The 18,406-nt window shown below is 72.1% G+C and carries 19 protein-coding genes; 10 read left to right on the top strand and 9 right to left on the bottom strand.

The window, feature by feature from the left end; all coding sequences use genetic code 11:
- Positions 1 to 13: 13 nt before the first annotated feature.
- Together deoC and ACZ6S4_RS08210 are read right to left on the bottom strand one after the other, a co-directional pair.
- Positions 14 to 730 carry a deoxyribose-phosphate aldolase gene (gene deoC, locus ACZ6S4_RS08205; RefSeq protein ID WP_465474644.1) on the bottom strand — a complete coding sequence of 239 codons (717 nt, stop codon included), beginning with the start codon at positions 728 to 730 and terminating at the stop codon, positions 14 to 16.
- Positions 730 to 1,458, bottom strand: a complete 729-nt coding sequence (locus ACZ6S4_RS08210) for a GntR family transcriptional regulator (RefSeq protein ID WP_465474228.1) — start codon at positions 1,456 to 1,458, stop codon at positions 730 to 732. The genes deoC and ACZ6S4_RS08210 overlap by 1 nt, the downstream gene beginning before the upstream one ends.
- A 72-nt stretch (positions 1,459 to 1,530) precedes the next feature.
- Between ACZ6S4_RS08210 and ACZ6S4_RS08215 the strand changes: the two genes are divergently transcribed.
- Entirely contained in the window at positions 1,531 to 2,097 is a 567-nt protein-coding gene (locus ACZ6S4_RS08215) for an HhH-GPD-type base excision DNA repair protein (protein WP_465474229.1), read from the top strand.
- Here the strand turns inward: ACZ6S4_RS08215 and ACZ6S4_RS08220 are convergent.
- Positions 2,063 to 4,444, bottom strand: a complete 2,382-nt coding sequence (locus ACZ6S4_RS08220) for a putative bifunctional diguanylate cyclase/phosphodiesterase (protein ID WP_465474230.1) — start codon at positions 4,442 to 4,444, stop codon at positions 2,063 to 2,065. The two genes, ACZ6S4_RS08215 and ACZ6S4_RS08220, sit on opposite strands and share 35 nt — an antisense overlap.
- Positions 4,445 to 4,584: 140 nt before the next feature.
- On the opposite strand from ACZ6S4_RS08220, the gene ACZ6S4_RS08225 reads away from it, so the two are divergent.
- Positions 4,585 to 4,926, top strand: a complete 342-nt coding sequence (locus ACZ6S4_RS08225) for a DUF3099 domain-containing protein (RefSeq protein WP_451912562.1) — start codon at positions 4,585 to 4,587, stop codon at positions 4,924 to 4,926.
- On the opposite strand, the gene ACZ6S4_RS08230 is transcribed toward ACZ6S4_RS08225, so the two are convergent.
- The gene (locus ACZ6S4_RS08230; protein ID WP_465474645.1) at positions 4,923 to 5,804 is read right to left on the bottom strand and encodes a carbohydrate kinase family protein; all 882 of its coding nucleotides are present in this window, start codon (positions 5,802 to 5,804) and stop codon (positions 4,923 to 4,925) included. The two genes, ACZ6S4_RS08225 and ACZ6S4_RS08230, sit on opposite strands and share 4 nt — an antisense overlap.
- A 2-nt stretch (positions 5,805 to 5,806) precedes the next feature.
- Positions 5,807 to 6,751, bottom strand: a complete 945-nt coding sequence (locus tag ACZ6S4_RS08235; protein ID WP_465474646.1) for a pseudouridine-5'-phosphate glycosidase — start codon at positions 6,749 to 6,751, stop codon at positions 5,807 to 5,809.
- 205 nt (positions 6,752 to 6,956) lie between these two features.
- On the opposite strand from ACZ6S4_RS08235, the gene ACZ6S4_RS08240 reads away from it, so the two are divergent.
- From ACZ6S4_RS08240 to ACZ6S4_RS08250, 3 genes are all read left to right on the top strand, one after another.
- A complete protein-coding gene (locus ACZ6S4_RS08240) occupies positions 6,957 to 7,175 on the top strand; it encodes a DUF3039 domain-containing protein (RefSeq protein ID WP_465474231.1) in 219 nt (72 codons plus the stop codon).
- Positions 7,176 to 7,191: 16 nt separating this feature from the next.
- On the top strand, positions 7,192 to 7,806 hold the full coding sequence (locus ACZ6S4_RS08245; RefSeq protein WP_465474232.1) for a trimeric intracellular cation channel family protein: 615 nt from the start codon (positions 7,192 to 7,194) through the stop codon (positions 7,804 to 7,806).
- 99 nt (positions 7,807 to 7,905) lie between these two features.
- Entirely contained in the window at positions 7,906 to 9,627 is a 1,722-nt protein-coding gene (locus tag ACZ6S4_RS08250) for a DEAD/DEAH box helicase (RefSeq protein WP_451912560.1), read from the top strand.
- A 1,406-nt stretch (positions 9,628 to 11,033) separates the two neighbouring features.
- Here ACZ6S4_RS08250 and ACZ6S4_RS08255 read toward each other — a convergent pair.
- Both ACZ6S4_RS08255 and ACZ6S4_RS08260 read right to left on the bottom strand, forming a co-directional pair.
- Positions 11,034 to 11,273 (bottom strand): DUF7455 domain-containing protein, encoded by a 240-nt coding sequence (locus ACZ6S4_RS08255; RefSeq protein WP_125803548.1) that lies wholly within the window; start codon positions 11,271 to 11,273, stop codon positions 11,034 to 11,036.
- Between the two features lie 290 nt (positions 11,274 to 11,563).
- Positions 11,564 to 13,138, bottom strand: a complete 1,575-nt coding sequence (locus tag ACZ6S4_RS08260; RefSeq protein WP_465474233.1) for an RNA polymerase sigma factor — start codon at positions 13,136 to 13,138, stop codon at positions 11,564 to 11,566.
- A 276-nt stretch (positions 13,139 to 13,414) separates the two neighbouring features.
- Between ACZ6S4_RS08260 and ACZ6S4_RS08265 the strand changes: the two genes are divergently transcribed.
- Positions 13,415 to 14,236: an inositol monophosphatase family protein gene (locus ACZ6S4_RS08265; protein ID WP_465474234.1), complete on the top strand. Its 822-nt coding sequence runs from the start codon at positions 13,415 to 13,417 to the stop codon at positions 14,234 to 14,236.
- 19 nt (positions 14,237 to 14,255) lie between these two features.
- On the opposite strand, the gene ACZ6S4_RS08270 is transcribed toward ACZ6S4_RS08265, so the two are convergent.
- On the bottom strand, positions 14,256 to 14,789 hold the full coding sequence (locus ACZ6S4_RS08270; protein WP_360819765.1) for a LytR C-terminal domain-containing protein: 534 nt from the start codon (positions 14,787 to 14,789) through the stop codon (positions 14,256 to 14,258).
- 385 nt (positions 14,790 to 15,174) lie between these two features.
- On the opposite strand from ACZ6S4_RS08270, the gene ACZ6S4_RS08275 reads away from it, so the two are divergent.
- Both ACZ6S4_RS08275 and ACZ6S4_RS08280 read left to right on the top strand, forming a co-directional pair.
- Positions 15,175 to 15,471, top strand: coding sequence for a DUF4193 domain-containing protein (locus ACZ6S4_RS08275; RefSeq protein WP_023561654.1), 297 nt, complete (start codon positions 15,175 to 15,177; stop codon positions 15,469 to 15,471).
- Positions 15,472 to 15,626: 155 nt separating this feature from the next.
- Positions 15,627 to 16,469, top strand: a complete 843-nt coding sequence (locus ACZ6S4_RS08280; protein WP_465474235.1) for a hypothetical protein — start codon at positions 15,627 to 15,629, stop codon at positions 16,467 to 16,469.
- Here the strand turns inward: ACZ6S4_RS08280 and ACZ6S4_RS08285 are convergent.
- Positions 16,459 to 16,941, bottom strand: a complete 483-nt coding sequence (locus ACZ6S4_RS08285; protein WP_465474236.1) for a DUF3093 domain-containing protein — start codon at positions 16,939 to 16,941, stop codon at positions 16,459 to 16,461. The genes ACZ6S4_RS08280 and ACZ6S4_RS08285 overlap by 11 nt on opposite strands.
- 90 nt (positions 16,942 to 17,031) lie before the next feature.
- On the opposite strand from ACZ6S4_RS08285, the gene dut reads away from it, so the two are divergent.
- Positions 17,032 to 17,523, top strand: coding sequence for a dUTP diphosphatase (gene dut, locus ACZ6S4_RS08290; RefSeq protein WP_465474237.1), 492 nt, complete (start codon positions 17,032 to 17,034; stop codon positions 17,521 to 17,523).
- 45 nt (positions 17,524 to 17,568) lie between these two features.
- Positions 17,569 to 18,282, top strand: coding sequence for a DUF3710 domain-containing protein (locus ACZ6S4_RS08295; protein ID WP_465474647.1), 714 nt, complete (start codon positions 17,569 to 17,571; stop codon positions 18,280 to 18,282).
- Positions 18,283 to 18,406: the final 124 nt, after the last annotated feature.

Raw genomic sequence — 18,406 nt, forward strand, 5'->3', positions numbered from 1 at the left:
CAGCAAACCGGGCTCAGTAGGAACCCGTGGTCACCGGGCTGTCCGCCGGGGCCGGCTCACCGCGGTGGCGGGCGGCCAGGTCGTCCAGGATCGCCTTGGTCGCCGTGGCGCCGAACCGGGTCGCGCCCGCGGCCGCCAGCTCGAGCAGGGTGTCCAGGGTCCGTACGCCGCCGGCCGCCTTGACCGCGATCGCCGGGGACACCGTCGCGCGCATCAGCCGGATGTCGGGCAGGGTGGCGCCGCCCGGGGCGAAGCCGGTGCTCGTCTTCACGAACTGCGCGCCCGCCTGCTCGGTGAGCCGGCAACCGGTGACCTTCTGCTCATCGCTGAGGTACGCGTTCTCCAGGATCACCTTCACGCAGCGACCCTGCGCCGCCGCGACGACCGCGGCGATGTCGTCGTGCACGTAACTCGTCTCGCCGCCGCGCAGCCGGCCGATGGAGAGCACCATGTCGATCTCGTCGGCGCCGGCCGCCACCAGCGCCCGCGTCTCGGCGACCTTCACGGCCGTGGTGGTGCTGCCGTGCGGGAAACCGACCACGGTCCCGACCAGCACACCGGTCCCGGCCAGCAGCCCGGCGGCGAGCTCCACGTCGGCGGGCCGGACACAGACCGAGGCGGTACGGCGCTGGGCCGCCACCTCGCAGCCCTGCCGCACCTCGGCGGTGGTGAGCTCGGGGCGCAGCAGCGAGTGGTCGATCATCGAGGCGACCTGCTCGACGGAGGGCATCACGGCGTTTCTCCTTCTCGGGGTGGCTGCACGTCGAAGGTGACGCGCAGCGAGTAGCGGGAGCCGACGTACCGGCTGACGCTGTATTCCAGGGGTGCGGCGTGCTGGTCGACGATCACGCGGCTCTCCACCAGCAGCGGCTCGGCTTCGCTGACCTGCAGGCGGGGGCCGTCCGGGCCGGCGGGCTGGGCGGTCAGGGTCGACGAGCCGAGGGTGGGACGCAGGCCGCGCTCGTGCAGGGCGCGGTGCAGGGAGCCGGTCTCGAGGTCGGCATCGAGCAGCGTTTCCAGGTGGGGCGGGAAGCAGGCGTACTCGATGGCCAGCGGGACGTCGTCGGCCAGCCGTACCCGGACGATCGAGACCAGGGTGGGAGCCGCGGCCGTGAGCTGCAACGCGGCCGCCTCCTCGGCGGTCGCCGCCCGGACCTCGCCCTCGACCAGCCGGGACGACGGGCTCCGCCCCCAGCTGCGCACCTGGTCGTGGAAGCTCATCAACGTGCCGGCGGCGCGCGGCGCGGGCCGCTGCCGGACGAACGTGCCCCGGCCCTGGATCCGCTCGATGAGCCCGTCGGCCTCGAGCGCGTTGAGGGCGGCCCGCACGGTCATCCGAGCGACGCCGAACTCCTCGGCCAAGGCGGTCTCGGCAGGCACGACGTCACCCGGCCGCGCGGTCGTGAGCCGGGCTCGCAGCGCTCGCTCGATGCGCACGTAGAGCGGCGTGTTGGCCATCGTCTCCTCCAGGTCGTCTAGACAATCTAGAAGTTAGCCGTCGGCTGCGGCGAAGTCCATAGGATGTGGGCCATGACGCTTTCGCTGCCCATCGACGCCGAGGCCAACGAGCTGCTGGCGAACGACCCGCTGGCCTTGCTCATCGGCATGGTGCTGGACCAGCAGATTCCGCTGGAGAAGGCGTTCAGCTCGCCGTACGTGCTCGCGCAGCGGCTCGGTCATGCCCCCACCGCCGCCGAGCTCGCCGAGTTCGATCCCGAGCAGCTCGTCACGATCTTCGCCACGCCGCCCGCCCTGCACCGGTTCCCCAAGGCGATGGCCGCCCGCGTGCAGGAGGTCTGCCAGGCCCTGGTCGGCACCTACGACGGGGACGCCGCCAACCTCTGGCGCGACGCCGCTGACGGCAAGGAGCTGGTCAAACGGATCGCCGCCCTGCCCGGCTTCGGCAAGCAGAAGTCGCAGATCTTCACCGCCCTGCTCGGCAAGCAGTACGGCGTCCAGCCGCCCGGCTGGCGTGAGGCCGCCGGCGCCTACGGCGAGGAGGGCTCGCACCGCTCGGTGGCCGACATCGTCGACGCCGAGTCGCTGGGCAAGGTGCGGGCCTTCAAGAAGGAGATGAAGGCTGCCGCGAAGGGCTGACCAGCAGCTCGAAGAGGTCCGCCGGCGGCAGCGGCCGGGCGAAGAGGTAGCCCTGCCCGATGCCGCAGCCCAGCATCTGCAGTTCGGCCGCCTGCTCCGCGTTCTCGATGCCCTCGGCCACCGTCTTCAGGTGCAGCACCTGGCTCAGCCGCAGGATCGCCTCGGTGATGCCCGAGCCCTCCGGGGTGCCGTCGAGCTGGGCCACGAAGCTGCGGTCGATCTTGAGGATGTCGACCGGCAGCCGGGTCAGGTAGTGCAGCGACGAGTAGCCGGTGCCGAAGTCGTCGATCGCCACGTGGATGCCGTGGTCGCGCAGCGCCCGCAGCTTGGCGATGCCGGCGCTCTCGTCCACCAGGGCCGACTCGGTGATCTCCAGGCACAGCCGGTCCGGCGCCAGCCCGGTACGCGTCAGCACCCCCAGCACGTCCGCCACCAGCGACTCCTCCTGCAACTGCCGCGGGGACAGGTTGACGCTGACGTAGAGCTCGCCCCACTCGACAACCTGGCGGCAGGCCGTCTCCAGCACCCACAGGCCGATGTCGGCGATCGTGCCGCTGCGCTCGGCGATCGGGATGAACTGCGTCGGTGACACCACCCCCAGCCGCGGGTGATGCCAGCGGACCAGCGCCTCCACGCCGACCGGACGGGCGTCCGCGAGGTCGACCAGCGGCTGGTAGAGCACGTGCAGCTCGCCGCGTTCCAGGGCGCCGGCCAGATCCTCGCCGAGCTGGGCGTCGGCGGCGCGGTGGTCGCTCATCGACGGGTCGTGCAGCTGGACGCCGTGGTTGCCCAGGTGCTTGGCCTGGTACATGGCGATGTCGGCGCGGCGCAGCAGTTCCTTCGGGGTGTCGTCGGGCCGGCTGGTCGCCACGCCGACGCTGGCCCGTACCGGTAGCAGGTCGTCACCCAGATGGACCGGCGCCGCGGCCGCCATGGCCAGGACCCGTTGCGCCGCCGCGACCGCCTGGTCCGGGCTGGTCACGCCGGTGACCAGCACCACGAACTCGTCGCCGCCGATCCGGGCGGCCACGTCGCCGGCCCGCACCCCGGCCAGCAGGACCTGCGCGAACTCGGTCAGCATGGCGTCGCCGGCGGCGTGCCCGTGCACGTCGTTGACCAGCTTGAAGTCGTCGAGGTCGATGAGCAGCAGGGCGATGTCGGTACGCCGGCCCACCACCTCGGCCAGCCGGGCGTCCAGGCCGGCCCGGTTGGCCAGCCCGGTCAGCGGGTCGTGCAGGGCCATCTGTTCGAGTTCGAGCTCGCGTTCGCGCAGCCGGTTCTCGACCTTCTGCCGGCGTTCGATGTCACCGCGCAGCGCCGCCGTGGCGGCGTCTACCTTGCCCATCGCCCGGTTGCGGGCGCCGGTGAGCAGGGCCACGAGCATGGTGAGCAGGAACGCGATGGTCATGGCCACGGCGAAGGTGGTCTTCACGATGCCGCGGTCGGTCTCCCGCAGCAGCTGCTCGGTGGGATGCACCTCCAGCTCCCAGGTGCGCAGCCCGGCCGAGATGGTGGCGACCCGGTCGAGCGCGGGGGAGTAGTCCGCCGCGGGGATCCCGGAGGTGGCGATGGCCCGTTCGACGGCGTCGGTCGGGTCGTCCAGGTCGGCGGCCACCGCCCCGTGGGCCTGCGTCCGCAACGTCTCCGCCAGCAGGTCACGCCCGTGCACTCCCATGGTCAGCCAGCCGCGGAAGGCGCCGCCGATGCGGGCGACCGGCACCGCGAACAGGAACGACAGCTGACGCTCGGCCACCGGGACGGCCTGGTCCTTGAGCAGCATGTACGCCCGGCTGACGGCGAAACCGCCGACCGTGTACGCGTCCTTCAGCGCCTTGGCGGCCTCGGGCGAGGCGGTCACGTCGGTGCCGGGCCGCGCGGGCAGGTCGTCGAAGGAACGGGCGAACACCGCGAACGCGTGCTCGCCCTCGGTCGCGGCCGGCCGCAGGGTCAGGTCGGTAGCACCCCGGCCACGCCAGTAGGACTGTGTCGCCGCGACACCGCCGGGCGGGGTGGAGACCACGAAGCCGAGCGAGGTGGCGCCGGGCAGGTGGCGGTTACTGATCTTGTTGGTGATCCAGGTGAAGTCACCGGCGGTCAGGTCCGTCTGCGAGCCCAGGGCGATGGCGACGTCGGCGAGCGTGTCGCCGTACCGCTGGATCTGGGTGGTGATCGCCCGGGTGAGGTCGCTGGTGTAGCGGTCCATGAGCTGCGCGGCGTAGCGCTGCTCGGCGTCGCGCGCGTTGCGCGCGGCGAACCAGGACGTCGTGCAGCCCAGGAGGGCGACCACGACGACGAGGGCGACGCCCGACCAGCGCCGCCGGTTCAGCCCGCAGGGCACCCACCGCACATCTGTCTCATCGGTAGGACCGCGGGCTTTGTGAACGGTTCCGGGGCGCCGCAGGCCCCGCTGCGGGCGGGAGGGCTGCGTCGATTGTGGGCACCTGCCCGGTCGCGGTGCGAGGATGGGTTGTCGATCGGAGATCCAAGGTGAAGAAGCAGCCGGTGTTGATCACCAACGCCGCTCGCAGCCCGAGCGAACAGCTCCGCAGCCGCCAGATCCGTTACGTGACCATGATGGGTGGCCGGGCCGCCTGCCTGATCATCGGCGCTGTCCTGGTCAGCGTGCGCCCGCCTCTGCTGCCGCTCTGGCTGGTCCTCTGCGCCATCGGGATGGTCTTCCTGCCGTGGGCCGCGGTGCTGATCGCCAACGACCGCCCGCCCAAGAGCCGGGCCAACCCGGCGGCGAGCCCGGCGGTCAACCAGCAGCGGATCCTCGAGCCGGAGGCGGCCGAGGTCATCAAGCAGCGCACCATCGACATCGAGCCCTAGGGCAGCGGTCGCGCGCCGGCCGTCTGCACAGCCGCCGCGCCGAGTGCGGCGCCGGCCGAGAGCGCGGCCGCCGGCTCCGCACCGGCACACCACGCGGTGAGCAGGCCGGCGGCAAAAGCGTCACCCGCCCCGGTCGGATCAAGCACCGGTACGCGCACACCCGCAACCGACCGCAACACCCCGTCCCGGGATGCCCAGACGGCACCGTCGCCCCCGAGTTTGACCACCACGTTGACTGCCACCGCGGTCAACGCGGCTGCCTGTTCCTCCGCCGGGCCCGGCCCGCCCAGCACGGCGGCCTCGTCGGCATTGCACAGCAGCAGGTCGACGCCGCGCAGCAGGTCCAGGAAAGCCTGCGCACCGAGCTGCCGCAGCGGCTCGGCCGACGCCGCGTCGACACTCGTGGTCAGCCCACGCTCCCGGGCCGCCGCCAGCGCGGCCAGCCCACCCGGCCGCGACCCCGCGTGCAGCAGGGGATAACCGGACAGATGCAGGTGGGTGACGCCCTGCGCGGCCTTGACAGCAGCCGTGACATCCGCCGGGTCCAGCAGCAGCGCGGCCCCCCGGTCGGTGATCATCGTGCGCTCGTCGGCCGAACTGAGCACCACCACACTGCCCGTCGGTACCCCCGGATGTGCCCGTACCGCGCACCGCACCCCGGCGGCGACCAGCTCGGCGATCCGTTCCCGGCCCGCATGATCATCGCCGACCGCGGCGATCAGGGTGGCTCCCGCCCCGGCGTAGGCCAGCCAGGCGGCCGTGTTGGCCGCCTGCCCGCCCCCGCCGACCAGGATCCGCGCGTCGGTGTCGGAGCCCACGGCGAGCGGCCCGGCGTGCGTGACCAGCACGTCGGTCACCAGGTCACCGACAACCAGCACGCTCACGGCAGCGCGAAGCCGAGGGTTGCCGGGGCCGGGGTGGCCGCGGCCGCGATCTGGGCCGCCAGGGCCGCGTTGCGCAGGATGATCCGCACGTTGACGGCCAGGCTCCTGCCCCCGGTGCTGCTGTGGAAGTGCGCCAGCAGGAACGGCGTCACGGCCTTGCCGGTGACCCCGTCCCGGGCCAGCAGCTCCAGCCCCTCGGCCAGGGTGCGGTCGTGCAGGGCCGGGTCGAGCTGCTCGTCGGCCGGCAGCGGGTTGCCCAGCACCAGCGCGCCGGCACCGACGCCCTGGTCAGCCCGCGCTGCGATGACGTCGGCGACCTGCTTCGGGGAGTCCAGCCGCCAGTCGACGTCAAAACCGCCGTCGGTGACGAAGAAGCCGGGGAATCGGTAGGTGCCGTACCCGGCGACGGAGACCCCGAGGGTCTCCAGGCGCTCCAGGGTGGCGCCGACGTCGAGGATCGACTTGACCCCGGCACAGACCACGACGATCGGCGTACGAGCCAGCGTGGTCAGGTCGTTGGACTCGTCGAAGGTGCTGTTCGCCTCGCGGTGCACGCCGCCGAGCCCGCCGGTGGCGAAGACGCCGATCTCCGCCGCCGCGGCGATCGCGCTGGTGGCGGCGACCGTGGTGGCCCCGTCCGCGCCGGTGGCGGCGGCGACGGCCAGGTCGCGGACGGAGAGCTTGGCCACCCCGTCGGCGCCGGCCAGGTGCTCGATCTGGTGGTCCTCGAGGCCGACGACCAGCTCGCCGCCGATCATCCCGATCGTCGCGGGGACGGCACCGTTGTCCCGGACGGTCTGCTCGATCTCCCGGGCGACCCGCAGGTTGTCGGGCCGGGGAAGGCCGTGCGAGACGATCGTGCTCTCCAGCGCCACCACCGGGCGGCCGTCGCGGCGCGCCCGGGACACATGATCGCCGTAACGGATGGCATAGCGGCCCATCTGCCGCGTGGAATCGGTCACGATGGCAACGGTACGGTGCCCTGCGGCTCCGTTGTCGTTGGACCGACCAGGCGTGAGGTGTCAGACTTGTGGGTTGGAGCTTCTTCCGCGGTGACCGGGGGGCACGCGGGCCCGGCAACAGCGCCGATTCACCGGTGCTGTGCCGTTGAGCACACACTCATGAGACTCATGAAGGGCAGATGCCGTGAGCACGCAGATCCTGGAGCGTCCGGAGACCAAGGACGCCGACACCGGTCCCGAGATGTTCCACTACGTGCGCAAAGAGAAGATCGCCGAGAGTGCCGTGATGGGCACCTACGTGATCGCTCTGTGCGGAGAGAAGTTCCCGGTGACCAAGTCGCCGAAGCCGGGCTCGCCGGTGTGCCCGCAGTGCAAGGAGATCTACGAGTCGATGAAGCACTGACCCCAGGCCGGTTCTCGTGACGGGCAGCTACAGCCTGCTGGTCGCGGACCTGATCGGCGTGGCCGTTTTCGCGGCCTCCGGCGCCAGCGCCGCCGTCGCGAAGCGGCTCGACCTGTTCGGCGTCGGCTTCGTCGGCTTCGTCGCAGCCCTCGGCGGCGGCATCCTGCGCGATCTCGTGATCGGCGCGGTGCCGCCGCTCGCCTTCTCCGACTGGCGGTACGCCGTCACGGCGGTCTCCGCCTCCGTGGCGGTGTTCTACCTGCACCCCCAGCTCAACCGGCTGCGGCGTACGGTGCTGCTCCTGGATGCCGCCGGCCTGGGCCTGTTCACCGTCCTGGGCACGATCAAAGCTCTGGATGCCGGCCTGCCGGCGGTCGGCGCCTGCCTGATCGGCATGCTCACCGGCATCGGCGGCGGCCTGGCCCGCGACCTGCTCACCGGGGAGATCCCGGTGGTGCTGCAACGCGACATCTACGCGGTGGTCGCGCTGGGCGGCGCGGCGGCGGTCACGCTGCTGAACTGGCTTGACCTGGCCGGACCGGTCCCGCTCGCGTCGGCGGCGGCCGCGATGATCGGGGTACGGCTGCTGGCGCTGTATCGGCGCTGGTCGGCGCCCGTCGCTGTGCCGTGACCACGGTGGCGGCCCGCCGCCGCTATGCTGGGTTTCGCCTCTGCGGCCGTTGCGCGGGGGCATTTTGCTGTGTGGTGTGAGTCGAGAGGATCGTCGAGCTTGAGTCCGCCCCTGCCGAATCTGGAGACCTTCCCGCCGCTGCGCGCCTGGCAGCGCAAGGCCCTGGTGGAGTATCTGCGAAGGCGCAGCCCCGACTTCATGGCCGTCGCGACCCCGGGCGCGGGCAAGACCACCTTCGCCCTGCGGATCGCCGCCGAGCTGCTCGCCGACGGCACCGTCGAGGCGGTCACCGTGGTCTGCCCGACCGAGCACCTGAAGACCCAGTGGGCGAACGCGGCGGCCCGCGTCGGCATCCAGCTCGACCCGTCGTTCCGCAACGCCGACGTGCACTCGTCCCGCGACTTCCACGGGGCCGTGCTGACGTACGCGCAGGTCGGCATGGCACCGGCGGTGCACCGGCGGCGCACGATGACCCGCCCGACGATGGTCATCCTGGACGAGATCCACCACGCCGGCGACTCCCGCACCTGGGGCGACGGCGTGAAGTCGGCCTTCGAGGAGGCCGAACGCCGGCTGATGCTCACCGGCACGCCGTTCCGCTCGGACGACAACCCGATCCCGTTCGTCGTCTACGAACGCGGCGAGAACGGCCTGCAGCGGTCCCGCTCGGACTCGGTCTACGGCTACTCGGACGCGCTGCGCGACGGCGTCGTCCGGCCGGTGCTGTTCATGGCGTACTCCGGCGAGACCCGGTGGCGGACCAACGCCGGCGACGAACTGGCGGCCCGCCTGGGCGAGCCGATGACCAAGGACCTGGTGGCCCAGGCCTGGCGCACCGCCCTGGACCACCGCGGCGACTGGATGCCCCAGGTGCTGCGCGCGGCGGACGCACGGCTGTCCCGGCTCCGTGAGCACGGCATGACGGACGCGGGCGGCCTGGTCATCGCCAGCGACCAGCAGACCGCCCGGGCGTACGCGAAGCTTCTCGGCGAGATCACCGGCCAGCCGGCGGTGGTCGTCCTCTCCGACGACCAGGGCGCCTCGGCCCGGATCGCCTCGTTCGCGGTCTCCGACGAACGCTGGATGGTCGCGGTCCGCATGGTGTCGGAAGGCGTCGACATCCCCCGCCTGGCCGTCGGCGTGTACGCGACCAGCGCCTCGACCCCGCTGTACTTCGCCCAGGCGATCGGCCGATTCGTCCGGGCCCGCCGCACCGGTGAGACAGCGACGGTCTTCCTGCCCAGCGTCCCGCACCTGCTGGGCCTGGCCAGCGAGATGGAAGCCGAACGCGACCACATCCTGGGCGCCCCGAAAGACCCCGACGGCCTGGACGACGCCCTGCTGGAACGCGCCCAGCGAGCCGAAGACGCCGAAGGCGACCTGGAAAAGCGCTTCGAGGCCCTGTCCGCGACGGCCGAGCTCGACCAGGTCATCTACGACGGCGCCTCGTTCGGCACCGGGGCCCGTACGGGAACGCCCGAGGAAGAGGAATACCTGGGGCTGCCGGGCCTCCTGACGCCCGACCAGGTGAGCGTGCTGCTGGAACGGCGACAGAGTGAGCAACTGGCGGCCCAGAAGCGGCAGAAGGCGGCTGAGCCGGTCCCGGCCCAGCGGGAGCCGGTGGTGACCCTGAGCGCGGGCGAACGCCGAAACAGCCTGCGCCGCCAGCTGAACACTCTGGTGGCGGCCCACCACCACCGCACCAACCTGCCCCACGGCAAGATCCACGCGGAGCTGCGACGTCTGTGCGGGGGGCCGCCGAGCGCCCAAGCAACAATCGAACAACTAGAAGAACGAATCGCCACAATCCAAACGATGTAGCCGGTTTCCTGTTGATATGTACGCCGGGTGCGGCTGAGCACCGCCCGCCCGGAGCAAGTTGGATGCCGTGCCGCCTGGGCCTGGATTCTCGGGCCAGCGGCAACGGCGCCGGCGCAGGCGGTTGGGGACCGGCGGCCATGGTCTCCCGGCTCGCGCCGTCTCCGGGTCGCGATGGTGAATGGTGCAGAGCGGGTCGGCGGCCTCGCTCGCTTGCCGCGGGGCGAGTCCGCCCGCAGAGGTCAGCCCGAACTCCGGGGCGTCCGCCGTCAGCTCCATGAATAGCTCAACAACCGCGCAAAATGCCGCGTCGACGACACTGCGCGGGCTGGAGGTCGGGGTTCAGACGCGTTGGCGTTGAGTGTTGGGCGTTAAGCACACGGTGCGGGGCCGCGGTGCCGTGCGGTGCGGGGCAACGGTGCGGTGCGGGGCGGCGGTGCGGTGCGGGGCGGCGGTGCGGTGCGGTGCCACGGTGGGTGCGGGGCAACGGTGCGGTGCGGGGCGGCGGTGCGGTGCGGTGCCACGGTGGGTGCGGGGCAACGGTGCGGTGCGGGGCAACGGTGCGGTGCGGGGCGGCGGTGCGGTGCGGTGCCACGGTGGGTGCGGGGCAACGGTGCGGTGCGGGGCCACGGTGGGTGCGGTGCGGTGCGGTGCGGTGCGGGGCCGCGGTGCGAGCGCGGCGCTGCGGTCAGGAAGGACGGCGCGCAGTCGGCGCTGATCGTGGGGCTGCCTGGCAGCCGGGCCGGCTGATCGCTCGGCGTAGTGGCTGACCTGCCACCTGGCGTGTTGTGGCCCAGCCATGCGTGCTGGCTGCCTGTGGGGCACGGTGGCCGAGCCGCTGCACGGCCGCGGGACGACCCAGGCGGTGATCAGGGCCGTGGGGCCGTGGGCCGTGGGCCGTGGGCCGTGAGCGGCCGGCGGGCGGCGGCCGGCGGGTGCGAGGAGACCGCAGCGTGGGTCGGGCCCGAGTCTGAGGCGATCGGGTGAGCCTGACTCCAAGAAGAGTGCCTGGCGCGGCGGCCAAGCCCGGCACATCGCACGGTGGCCAAGCCGCACAAGCTGGAGCGACTACGCGGCCTAGCGGCCGAGCCAGACGCACGCCCAGGAGGCGGGTGTCCGTGACCGGGCGGCCGGGCCGGGCGTGACTGCGTGGCGCTCTGCAGGCCTACGGGTGGAGGCAGAGACGGTCGCCCGACCGGAACCAGACGAATCAACGGCGCGGCGACCGGCTCCTGCGGGGGCATGACCCGCGCCGCCAGATAGCAACGCGAGGCGCGATCGGCCGGTCAAGAGGGCGTAGTGCACCGGGAAAGCCCGCAGAGCACCACCCACCTGGACCACGCCCCACCATGCGGAAACCAAAAAGAAGGGCGCCCACACCGGGCGCCCTTCAGATCGTCTGTCGGGGGTTAGTTGGAGTTAGACATCATGTCTGCGCCACGCCAAGAGAACTCCGGGTCCGCCTTGTACTGGACCGTGATCTTCACCAGGTCCTCGGCGTACCTGTTGGCGTGGTGTCCGCAGAACACCAGCTCGCTGCCACCAGCCAGGGTCAAACGGAGCTTTCCGGCTGCATTGCAGCGGTCGCACCGTTCATCGGCTGCTGGTCCGGCCACCGTTCCCGCCGGCGGCGTGAGAGTCGGGGTCATCGCCTTCCTCCTCTGGTCGTCACCGATGAACATGTTCCTCGGCTACTGCTCACCCATGGTGCAACACCCTTGGCCCTAACAGCCTTCCCACTGTGCCCCGGGGGGACCCAAGTCACACGTGGTCCGGCTAGTGTGCCGTGCTCCAAGGGTGCCACGTCAACGATCACTTCTGCACAACGGTCTGATCACCACCGAATGATGTACGGGTGGTGACCAAACAGGCACGGACTGTTGACTGAACGGGGGTAATCCCGTATTGATCAAGATGTCCGTGCCTGCCGTGGTCAGACTCAGTCCAGGTAGTCGCGCAGGACCTGGGAGCGGGACGGGTGTCGCAACTTCGACATCGTCTTCGACTCGATCTGCCGGATCCGCTCCCGGGTGACCCCGTAGACCTGGCCGATCTCGTCCAGGGTGCGCGGCTGGCCGTCGGTCAGGCCGAACCGCAGCCGCACCACGCCCGCCTCGCGCTCGGACAGCGTCTGCAGCACCTGCTGCAGCTGGTCCTGGAGCAGCGAGAACGACACCGCGTCGACCGCGACGACCGCCTCGGAGTCCTCGATGAAGTCACCGAGCTGGCTGTCGCCCTCGTCGCCGATGGTCTGGTCGAGCGAGATGGGCTCCCGGGCGTACTGCTGGATCTCCAGCACCTTCTCCGGGGTGATGTCCATTTCCTTGGCCAGTTCCTCCGGCGTGGGCTCGCGGCCCAGGTCCTGGAGCAGCTCACGCTGTATGCGGCCGAGCTTGTTGATGACCTCCACCATGTGCACCGGGATGCGGATGGTGCGGGCCTGGTCGGCCATGGCCCGGGTGATGGCCTGGCGGATCCACCAGGTGGCGTACGTGGAGAACTTGTAGCCCTTGGTGTAGTCGAACTTCTCGACCGCGCGGATCAGGCCCAGGTTTCCTTCCTGGATCAGGTCCAGGAACGCCATTCCGCGGCCGGTGTAGCGCTTGGCCAGCGAGACCACGAGTCGCAGGTTGGCCTCGAGCAGGTGGTTCTTGGCCCGCTCGCCGTCGCGGCCGATCCAGCGCAGGTCCCGCTCGAAGTTGCGCTCGAGCTTCTCCTCGCCCTCGTCGCAGGCGCGCAGCCGCTCGGCGGCGTACAGGCCCGCCTCGATGCGCTTGGCCAGCTCGACCTCCTGCTCCGCGTTCAGCAGGGGGACCTTGCCGATCTGCTTCAGGTAGGCCCGGACGGAGTCGGCGGAGGCGGTCAGCTCAGCGTCGCGGCGCGCCTGCTTGAGCGCCTCGGACTCCTCGTCGTCCCACTCGAAGTCGCCGTCGGTCGCCGTCGCGGCCGCGTCGGTGGCGGCGGCCTGGACCAGGGCGGCCGGCTCCTCCACGACGACGTCCTCGATCGCGGCGGCGAGCTCCTCGGGATCGATCTCCTCGCCCTCGGCCGGCGTCTCGCCGGGCTTGGCGGCCTTCGCGGGGGCCGCCTTGGCACCCGGGGCGGCCTTGCGCGGCGCGGCCGCGGCCTTCTTGGCGGGAGCCGCCTTCTTGGCCACGGCGGCGGGTGACGGCGCGGCTGCGTCGTCCTCCGTGCCGGGCTGCTTCTGCTCGGGTGCGGCCTTCTTCGCCGGGGCGCGGGTCGCCTTGGCGGTGGTGGCCTTGGAGGCGGGGGTGGCGGCGCGGGCGGCGGCGACCCGGCGGCGGGTGCTCGCCGAGCCGTCGACGACGACCGTGACTCCCGCGTCCACGAGGGCGCGGAGGATCTTCTTGGCCTGGGCCGGCGTGACTTCGGCCGACTCGACCGTCTGCACGACCTCGGCTGACGTGATCTGCCCGCCCGCACCCTGAGCATGGGCGATCAGGGCCTCGGTGAGAGAGCGAACGTCGGCACCGGTCTGGTGGGCTTCTGTCACGAATGACCTTCCGGAGGGCGATGTAACACGGCCATGAACCCAGCGCAGCGCGCGGCGGAACGAGGCTGGCCGGTGTGGTGTGGGAGCCCTCGGGACGCGGACGGGCCCGCTGGCGGCTGTCCGTGAAGCGTGGGCAGGGGTGAATTGTAGCGCCGTCCGGCTAGATCCTCCCGCCGCAGCACGCCACCGGCACGCCGCGGGGGGTCTCGAGGGGGGTACCGGGCCCTCGGGAGGCGTTTGCCGGGACAATGACGACGGCTGAAAGGACGGTCACCAGTGGCTGTTGAACCGGGGACATCGACGCCGGACACCTTACTCGATATTGCCGTACGGATCGCCCGGGAGGCCGCGGCGACCGCCCGGCGGACCCGGGCCGAGGCGATCACCGACGTGCAGACCAAGAGCACCGACACCGACGTGGTGACGGCGGCCGACCGGGCCGTCGAGCGCCAGGTGGTCGCCGCGCTGGCCGCTGAGCGGCCCGCAGACGGCGTGCTGGGCGAGGAGTACGGGGATTCCGCGGAAACGGCCGCTGGAGCCGTACGGTGGATCCTGGACCCCATCGACGGCACCGTGAACTACCTCTACGGCCTCCCGCAGTACGCGGTCTCGCTCGCCGCGGAGGTCGACGGCGTGGTGGTTGCCGGCGTGGTGCTCAATCCGGTCACCGGCGACGAGTGGACGGCGACGCTCGGCGGGGGCGCCTGGCGCGGCGGTCGCCGGCTGACCGGCTCGCTGCGGACCACCCTGGACCAGACCCTGCTCGCCACCGGTTTCGGCTACGACCGGGCGCGCCGGGCCCACCAGGGTGCGGTGGTGGCCCAGCTGCTGACCCGGGTGCGCGACATCCGGCGTTTCGGTGCCGCCTCGATCGACCTGTGCCTGGCCGCCGAGGGCAGCGTCGACGCCTACTTCGAGAAGGGGCTCAACCCGTGGGACCACGCCGCCGGTGGTCTGGTGGCCACCGAGGCGGGTCTGCTGGTGTCCGGACTCGACGGAGCGCCGGCCGGGCCGGACATGGTCGTCGCGGCCCCGCCGGCGATCTTCGGCGCGCTGCACGACGCCCTTGTGGAGCTGGACGCCGCGGGTGCTCCCTGAGTCAGCGGGGGTCGCTGGGTCAGGAGTCCTTCTTGGGGGCCACGCAGGCGCCCGGCGGCAGCTCGGGCTCGCCGAGCTCGACCAGCGACTGGTTGACCTCGGTGGTGGTGGCGAGCTGCTGGAAGCCCTTGCCGACGACCACGTCGACCACCGCGCCCTTGCGCTTGGGGTCGTACTGCGGCTCGGCCTGGTTCAGGAAGTACGCCCGCAGCAGCCACGCCGAGCCGACCGCCTCGGGGCCGTACCGCATGACCGCGACGTCCTCGACCTTCTTCTTGTTCTCCGCCGGCTTCTGGGTCTTGAAGCGCCGGTTCTTGAACTCGTTGGTCACGCTGTCGGCCAGCCCGGGGGTCTTGGTGCCGTTGAAGACCCGCACGGTGACCTGCTCGGGGTCGTCGGGCAGGGTCAGGTTCGCCATCACCGAGCCGTCGGGGCAGCCGCCGGCGACCGCGTCGCCCTGCGTGTCGCGGACCAACGCCACGACGACGAAGACCACCGCGGCCACGGCGAGCACGCCGACCACGACGAGCGCTCGGACGCGGGCAAAGCTCATGGAACTGGCTCCCGGGGTCAGCTCGATCGACCACCGTCCGGTGCCGGACGGAGTATGCGGTGAGGTTAGCGTCTGCACGCCAAGCCTGCGGAAAGAGGGAATGTTCCCGGCGCGGCGACGATGATCCACGGGCTGCGACCCCTACCTTGATGTCGCCTCGGTCACATCGGGAACAATTGGCCGCCCGCGCGCGTACAAGCCACGCGCGAGGGCGGTAAGGTGCCGCGTTTGCCGGGGCAGTTTCACGAGGGGGTGGGGGCGCCCCGGCGGACGGGCGATCCCTGTTTCAGATCGGGGAAAAAAGTCCGTCGCACCCGGGAACCGAAACGCCGTCGCTGGCGTTACTAACGCCAAGTGACACATCGATACAGGAGAGTGAAAACCGATGGCCACCGACTACGACGCCCCGCGTCGCGACGAGGTCGACCTCGGCGAGGACAGCCTCGAGGAGCTCAAGGCCCGCCGCGCCGACTCGCAGTCGGGCGCAGTGGACGTCGACGAGGTCGAGGTGGCGGAGAGCTTCGAGCTCCCCGGTGCTGACCTGGCCGACGAGGAACTGACCGTCAAGGTGCTGCCGATGCAGACCGACGAGTTCCGCTGCGCCCGTTGTTTCCTCGTGCACCACCGCAGCCAGCTCGCGGTGGAGCGCAACGGGGAACTGATCTGCCGCGAGTGCGCCTGACCGGCGCGCCCGCGAGCAGGGCAATCCCCGGTCGTCGTCCGACGGCCGGGTCACGTACCGACCCCTGACGCACCGGATGCCGGTTTGCCCCGGCCGCTCCACCGGGTATCAGGCTGACCGTATCGAAGCCAACGGCAGACACGGGGAGGTCGACGATGAGCCGCCCAGACGACAACACGGCACAGTCCGCGGAACCGGGGCGTGAGCTCATCAAGGTCGGCCCCGCCGAGCCTGCCGGCCACGAGGACGCCGGGATCGGCGCGACCGTGGCCGCCCTGACCGCCGACGACCTGGAACCGGCCGGTCGCCGGCGCCTGCTCGGCCGGCTCGTCGGCGATGTCCGCCGGCGCGGTCTCGGCCAGCTGTTCCGGCCGCAGGCCGCCCTGCGCTGGATGGCCGACGTGGTCGCCGACGTGGCGCCGCACGTGCCGGTCCGCGACCGGGCCACCCTGCGCCGCCACCATGACGGGCTGGACGGCGACGAGCTCGCCGAACGGCTGATCCGCAACGCCGCCCGGGCGACCGCCGGGGTCGGCGCCGCCGGTGGCGGTGTCGCTTCTCTCGAATGGGCTGCCACTCCGACCCTGCTCTCGGCCCCCGTCCTGCTGGCCGCCGAGACGGTCGCCGTCGTGGCCATCGAGCTCAAGCTGCTCGGCGAGCTGCACGAGGTGTACGGCCGCCCGGTCACCGGCAGCGCCGTCGAGCGCGCCACCGCCCTGCTCCAGGCCTGGTCCGGCCAGCGCGGCGTCAACCCGCTGGTGCCCGGCGTCGGCGTCGCCACCGTGCTCGGCACCGCGGCCCGCAAGGAGTTGCAGGGCACCCTGCTGCGCCGCTTCGGGCGTAACCTGACCACGCTCGGCCCGCTGCTCACCGGCGCGGCCGTGGCGAGCTACCTCAACCGGCGGGCGACCCGTTCGCTCGGCGACAAGCTGGTCAAGGACCTGCGCCGGCAGGGTCCCGCCGTCATCGAGGGCGAACGCCGGGAACTCAGCTCCTAGCGCGCAGCAGTGCCGTGGCCAGCTCGACCGGGTGCCGGGAGCTGACCACCCAGAACGGTGTCGGGTCGGCCGGGTCGTCCAGCAGCACCTGCACGGCGCCCTTGATCCAGGGCCGCTGCACCACGAAGGCCAGCGGGTGCGAGCCCACGCCCAGCACCTCCCGCTTGCCGGCCGCGTCCAGCGGGATCACGTCGGCGATCACGCTCAGCGGCAGCCGGGCGTCGTCGACCTGGAACTCCGTCGTGGTGACCGCGACCCGGATCCGGTCGGCGCGCCACAGCAGGAAGACGGTCAGCGGCAGCAGCACGGCGAACGGCACCCAGGCGCGCAGGCCGGTGCTGCCCATCCAGATCTCGGCGGCGAGCAGGGCCGCCACCAGCAGCCAGCCCGGCCACGCGAGCCACGGGATGTGCAGGCGCTCGGCGTACGCCGGACGCGGCGCCGCCGTGCGTGCGGAGGCCTCGGATGTCACCCTGGTGAGGGTACGGCGCGCCTCCGTCCGCGGCGACGGCAGGATGGCAGGGTGGGTGCCGCTCGCCCGCCCGCAGGACCGACGCCGATCGTGAGGACCGTTACCGTGACCGAACCCGTGGACATCCAGGTCCGCCGGCTCGACCCCGACCTGCCGCTGCCGGCCTACGCCCACCCGGGCGACGCGGGCGCCGACCTGTACGCCGCCGAGGACGTGGAGCTCGCCCCCGGCGCGCGCCGGCTGGTGCGGACGGGGCTGGCGATCGCGCTTCCGGAGGGCTACGTGGGCCTGGTGCATCCCCGCTCGGGTCTCGCGGTGCGCCTCGGCGTGACGGTGCTCAACGCGCCCGGTACGGTCGACGCCGGTTACCGGGGCGAGATTCTGGTGAACCTGGTCAACCACGACCCGGCCGCGACCGCGAAGATCTCCCGGGGCGACCGGATCGCCCAGCTGGTCGTGCAGCGGGTCGAACGGGCAGTGTTCAACGTGGTCGACGAGCTCGCCGACACCTCCCGGGGTGCGGGCGGGCACGGCTCGACCGGCGGGCACGTGGCTCTGCCGACCGGGCCGGGCCGGCGATGAAGCCCGCGCAGCAGCAGCTCTAGGACGAAGAAGGTGGCAACGCAGATGTTCTCCCGCAAGCGCGGCGGTCCGAAGCACGTACGCCCGGACGACGCTCCCCAGTCGGCGGCGCTCGCCAAGAGCATGGGCGACGCTCCGGCGCCCGAGTTCGGCCCGTACGACAGCAGGCAGGCGCCCGAGGGTGTGCAGCGGCTGGACCTCGGCAGCCTGCTCATCCCGGCGATCGAGGGCGTCGAGGTGCGGGTGCAGGCCAACCCGGACGGCGCCGTCGAGCAGATCGTGCTCGTGCACGGCAACAGCGCGTTGCAGCTCGGCGTCTTCGCCGCGCCGCGCAGCGAGGGCATCTGGGACGAGGTGCGGGCCGAGATCGCCGCGGCGATGAAGTCCGACGGCGCCGCGCCGCAGGAGTTCGACGGGCCGTACGGCGTCGAGCTGGCGGCCCGGGTCAACACGCCCGAGGGGCCGGCGGATGTCCGGTTCGTCGGGGTGGACGGCCCGCGGTGGATGGTCCGCGCGCTGTTCCAGGGTCTGGCCGCGGCCGATCCGGGGCAGGAGGGCGTGCTCGGCGAGTGCCTGCGCGGCCTGGTCGTGGTCCGCGACGACGAGGCGCGGCCGGTGCGTGAGGCGCTGCCGCTGCGGTTGCCGCGCGAGATGGCCGAGCACGCGGAGCAGCACGCCGGCGAGGGCGAGGACCCCACTCCGCCCGACGTGGCTGTGAACGAGCAGTTCCCCGGCACGAACGGCCGCCACGTGCATTGATCGAAACGGCTCCCGGTGAGGTACGTCACCGGGGCCGCTTCCGGCGTACCGTGGGCTTGCGGCACCTGCCCACACTGTGTGCCGTCCGCCGGTACCCCCGCCGGCGCGTTTCCACGGTTCGCCG

It is taken from the genome of Actinoplanes sp. NPDC051405 (genome assembly GCF_055586185.1).